This is a genomic window from Streptomyces sp. (genome assembly GCF_035563135.1).
GTDB lineage: Bacteria > Actinomycetota > Actinomycetes > Streptomycetales > Streptomycetaceae > Streptomyces.
Genome location: NZ_DATMVN010000847.1, coordinates 1 through 4,306 on the forward strand (window position 1 = coordinate 1; position 4,306 = coordinate 4,306).

2 protein-coding genes and 1 pseudogene are annotated in these 4,306 nt (G+C 72.5%); 1 reads left to right on the forward strand and 2 read right to left on the reverse strand.

Features of this window, described 5'->3' with window-relative positions; genetic code table 11:
* A pseudogene (locus VN520_RS37535) lies at positions 1-116 on the forward strand (SAM-dependent methyltransferase); the annotation flags it as partial.
* Between the two features lie 59 nt (positions 117-175).
* On the opposite strand, the gene ffh reads toward VN520_RS37535, so the two are convergent.
* Complete coding sequence (gene ffh, locus VN520_RS37540; RefSeq protein WP_325751432.1) at positions 176-1,723, reverse strand: signal recognition particle protein; 1,548 nt, start codon at positions 1,721-1,723, stop codon at positions 176-178.
* Positions 1,724-1,844: 121 nt separating this feature from the next.
* Complete coding sequence (locus VN520_RS37545; RefSeq protein WP_325751433.1) at positions 1,845-4,298, reverse strand: [protein-PII] uridylyltransferase; 2,454 nt, start codon at positions 4,296-4,298, stop codon at positions 1,845-1,847.
* Positions 4,299-4,306: the final 8 nt, after the last annotated feature.

Here is a 4,306-nt window from a genome sequence, read left to right on the forward strand (position 1 = left end):
CGACGGACCGTACCCAGGTGGAGAAGGAGGTCGCGGAGGCTCTGCATCCGCATCTGCGGCCCGACGGCACGGTGTGGATGCCGAACGTCTTCCGCTACCTGGTGTGCGTGACCTGACGGGAACGCGAAGGGGCGCCCCGCCGGGCGGGGCGCCCCTTCGCACGTCTCCCTGACCGTCAGCCCATGAACTTCTTGAACTCGTCCGGCAGTTCGAAGTTCTTGTCCTCCTGGGCGGGCAGGTTGAACGCGCCGCCCTGCGCCGCCTGCTCCCGACGGGCCGCCGCGGCCTGCTCCTCGGCCTTGCGCTTCATCGGGTTGCCGCTCTTGCGCTTGCCCTTGGCCTGCTTGACCTGCTTCTTCTGACGGCCGGCGCCGCCACCCATGCCGGGCATCCCCGGCATGCCGGGCATGCCGCCGCCCTGGGCCATCTTCGACATCATCTTGCGGGCCTCGAAGAACCGCTCCACGAGGTTCTTCACGGCGGAGACCTCGACGCCGGAGCCCTTGGCGATACGGGCCCGGCGCGAACCGTTGATGATCGTCGGCTCGGCGCGTTCCTTCGGGGTCATCGACTTGATGATGGCGGCCGTACGGTCGACGTCACGCTCGTCGATGTTGTTGATCTGGTCCTTGATCTGCCCCATGCCGGGCAGCATCCCGAGCAGCTTGGAGATGGAGCCCATCTTCCTGACCTGCTCCATCTGTGCCAGGAAGTCGTCGAGCGTGAAGTCCTTGCCCTTGCTCGACGCCAGCTTGGAGGCCATTTTGGCGGCCTCTTCCTGGCTGAAGGTCTTCTCCGCCTGCTCGATCAGGGTGAGCAGGTCACCCATGTCGAGGATGCGTGAGGCCATGCGGTCGGGGTGGAAGGCGTCGAAGTCCTCGAGCTTCTCACCGTTCGACGCGAACATGATCTGCTTGCCCGTGACGTGGGCGATCGACAGCGCCGCACCACCGCGGGCGTCACCGTCGAGCTTGGAGAGCACCACGCCGTCGAATCCGACACCGTCGCGGAAGGCCTCGGCGGTGTTGACCGCGTCCTGGCCGATCATCGCGTCGACGACGAAGAGGATCTCGTCGGGGCTCACCGCGTCGCGGATGTCCGCGGCCTGCCGCATCAGCTCCTCGTCGATGCCGAGACGGCCGGCGGTGTCGACGATGACGATGTCGTGGACCTTGGACCTGGCGAACTCGATGGAGTCCTGGGCGACCTTGACCGGATCGCCCACCCCGTTGCCCGGCTCCGGCGCGTAGACCGCGACACCGGCGCGGTCGGCGACGACACTCAGCTGGTTGACGGCGTTGGGGCGCTGGAGGTCGCAGGCGACGAGCAGCGGGGAGTGGCCCTGGGCCTTCAGCCAGAGGCCGAGCTTTCCGGCGAGGGTCGTCTTACCCGCACCCTGCAGACCCGCGAGCATGATCACGGTGGGCGGGTTCTTGGCGAACCTGAGCCGGCGCGTCTCGCCGCCGAGGATGCCGACGAGCTCCTCGTTGACGATCTTGACGACCTGCTGGGCGGGGTTCAGCGCCTGGGAGACCTCGGCGCCGCGCGCCCGCTCCTTGATGTTGGCGATGAACGCGCGGACGACGGGGAGGGCGACATCGGCCTCGAGCAGGGCGATACGGATCTCGCGAGCCGTGGCGTCGATGTCCGCCTCGGACAAGCGGCCCTTGCCCCTGAGGTTTTTGAAAGTCGCGCTAAGGCGGTCGGAGAGAGTATCGAACACGGCGCTCGTCGGTCCTCGGGGTCGGGGGCGTGGCAGGTCAGTCGCCCTCCAGGGTATCCGGACCCCGGAGAACGCGGAGCCTTCGCCCGTTTCTCGTGACGAACGGGCCCGGGGCAGCGGGTCAGCCGAGCTCCCTCTCGACCTCCCCGGCCACCTCCGCGGCCCGTTCCGGGGACAGTGGTCCACCGTCAGGGTCCGTGACGTAGAAGGCGTCCACGGCGTTGGCCCCCAGCGTGGAGACATGGGCACTGCGCACCCTCACCGCACTCCGCTCCAGCGCCCGGCCGATCCGGTGCAGCAGCCCCGGGGCGTCCTGGGCGCGGACCTCGATCACCGTGGCCAGGCGGGAGCCCGCCGCCGCCACGGTCACCCGGGGGGGCGGGGCCTTCACCCCGCGCCGCCGCGGATAGGCGGCCTCGCGTTCGGCGAGCCTGGCCCGGATGTCCAGGGAGCCGTCGAGGGCGCGTACGAGATCGGCGCGCAGCCGGGTTGCCTGCGGGAGGGAACCGTACTCGGCCGCGACCCGCCAGCTGAGCACCAGCAGTCCGGCCGGTCCGTCCAGCCCGGTGGGGAGTTCGACGGCGCGCAGGTCGGCGGCGCGCACGGTGAGGCGGTGCAGGGCGAGCACCCCGGCCGCCGCGGGCAGGACACCCGGGCGGTCGGGCAGCGCGATGAGGAGTTCGACGCCGACGGGTTCGGTTTCTCCGTCCTCGCAGGCCGGTTCGGGCCGGGTGTGCAGGGACAGGACGGGCTCACCGGTGCGCAGTGCCTCGACGGCGAGGCGTTCCTGCTCGGCGCTGGGCGCGAGCGGTTCCGGTACGGGGGGTTCCTCGCCTGCCAGCAGCGCGGCGACGCGCCGCACGAGGTCGGTGACGAGGGACGCGCGCCAGGAGCTCCAGGCGGCGGGACCGGTGGCCAGCGCGTCGGCCTCGGTGAGCGCGTGCAGGAGTTCCAGGGTGGAGGCGCTGCCCACGGCCGTGGCGACGGAGCGGAGGGTCGCGGGATCGTCGAGGTCGCGCCGGGTGGCGGTCTCGACGAGCAGCAGGTGGTGGCGTACGAGCGTGGCGACGACGCCCACGTCCTGCTGGTCGAAGCCGATGCGGGCGGCCATGTCACGGGCGATGACCTCCCCCGCGACGGAGTGGTCCCCGGGCCACCCCTTGCCGATGTCGTGGAGCAGGGCGGCGACCAGGAGGAGGTCGGGGCGGCCGACCCGGCGGGTGAGGTGGGAGGCGCGGACGGCTGTTTCGACGAGGTGGCGGTCGACGGTCCAGGTGTGGACGGGGTTGCGCTGCGGGCGGCAGTGGACCCGCTCCCAGTCGGGCAGCAGACGGGTGACGATGCCTTCCGCTTCGAGGGCCTCCCAGACGCCTACGGTGGCTTCGCCGGCGCCGAGCAGGGTGACGAGCTCCTCGCGGGCCTGGGCGGGCCACGGCACGGGCAGCGGCTGGGCCGCGGTGCTCAGGTGGCGCACGAGATGGCGGGACAGCGGCAGCCCGGCCTCGGCTGCCGCGGCGGCGGCCCTCAGGGCGAGGACGGGGTCGCGCTCGGGCCGGGCGGTGCGCGCGAGGACCACTTCGCCGTCGGCCTCGACGACGCCTTCGGCGAGCGGGGTGCGTTCCGGCGCGGCCTTGGCCCCGCCGCCGAGGATCGTCCGCAGCCGGGGCCGCACGGAGCGGGAGCGCAGGACGCGGTTGACCTCACGCCAGGTGACGTCGGTGGCGTACGAGACGGTCCGGGCGGCCTCGTAGACCTGGCGCAGCAGGGCGTCGGCGTCGAGGAGGCCGAGGGCTCCGGCGACCTGGTCCTGTTCCTGCAGGGCGAGGCGGTCGGTGGCCCGGCCGGTGGTGAGGTGCAGGGCGTCGCGTGCGTCGAGGAGTGTGCGCCGGGCCTCGGCGAGCCCTTCGCGGGGCGCGTCCGCGACCCAGGAGGCGGCGACGGCACGCAGGGCGGTGGCGTCGCGGAGACCTCCGCGGGCTTCCTTGAGATCGGGTTCCAGGAGGAACTGGAGCTCGCCCATGCGCTCGGCCCGCTCGCGGCAGAGCTCGTCGAGGGCGGGGAGGCGCGCGGGGGCCTGGTTGCGCCAGTCGGCGAGGATCGCGGTCCGCAGTCCGGCGACGAGGCCGAGGTCTCCGGCGACGGGCCGCGCGTCGAGCAGGCCGAGCTGGACCTTGAGGTCCTCCCCCGCGGTCCTGCGCGCCTCGCCGGGAGTGCGTACGGAGTGGTCGAGGGCGAGGCCGAGGTCCCAGACGGGGTACCAGATCCGGTCGGCGAGGGTGGCGACGGCTTTGGCGTCCGCGGTCCCGTCGTGCAGGAGCAGGAGGTCCAGGTCGCTGCGCGGGGAGAGTTCACCGCGGCCGTACCCGCCGACAGCGACGAGTGCGGCACCCCGGACGCCCGCGTCCTCGGCGGCCGCGGTGAAGAGCCCGTCGAGCCAGTCGTCGGTCAGCCGGGCCAGGGCGGCCCGGCGCGGCGGCCCGGAGTGCGCCTCCTCCTGGAGGAGGCGCAGCCGGGCCGCCGCATAGCCGCTGGGTCCCGAGTCCTCGGATCCGGTGGTCACTTCGGTACTCGTCACCCGGCTGC